Raw genomic sequence first — 443 nt, forward strand, 5'->3', positions numbered from 1 at the left:
GTTAAAAACTGGTCCACTTTCATCTTCATGATCATGGAACTGCCTTGTCCGTTGCCACACACAGCCAGAATACGTACGGTCATAATCAAAACTCCTTATTAAGCAGACTGTTCTGCCAGTTGTTTTTCTGCATCTTCTTCTGCGCGCAGTGCGCGGCCAGCGAAGAACATATAAGCCAGTGCAATTACAATGATGACGGCCATAAAGGCGATACCGATGGAGAAGAAGCCCTGCATCATCGGCGGTGCCAGAATCGACCAGTCCGCCATACCCATCCAGGCACTCATACCGGTAAGTTTCACCGCCCAGACGCAACCAAAGATTTCGATCATCCCCATCACCAGACAAATCTTCAGCGCCGCACGCCAGCCGCCGAAGTGGTTAGCGAACACACCGATGGTGGCGTTGGAGAAGAACATCGGGATAAAGCCAGGAATAATCAG

General features: G+C 50.8%; 2 protein-coding genes. Both read right to left on the reverse strand.

The features are described 5' to 3' along the window. A partial coding sequence (locus tag K0039_RS25450) for a hypothetical protein (protein ID WP_500303720.1) occupies positions 1–83 on the reverse strand: 83 nt, incomplete at its 3' end. Between the two features lie 15 nt (positions 84–98). Further along, positions 99–443: PTS transporter subunit IIC (locus K0039_RS25455; RefSeq protein ID WP_042104082.1), on the reverse strand; the 345-nt coding region annotated here is incomplete at its 5' end.

The sequence above is a fragment of the Terrisporobacter mayombei genome (assembly GCF_020748465.1).
In the GTDB taxonomy this organism is placed as follows: Bacteria; Bacillota; Clostridia; order Peptostreptococcales; family Peptostreptococcaceae; genus Terrisporobacter; species Terrisporobacter mayombei.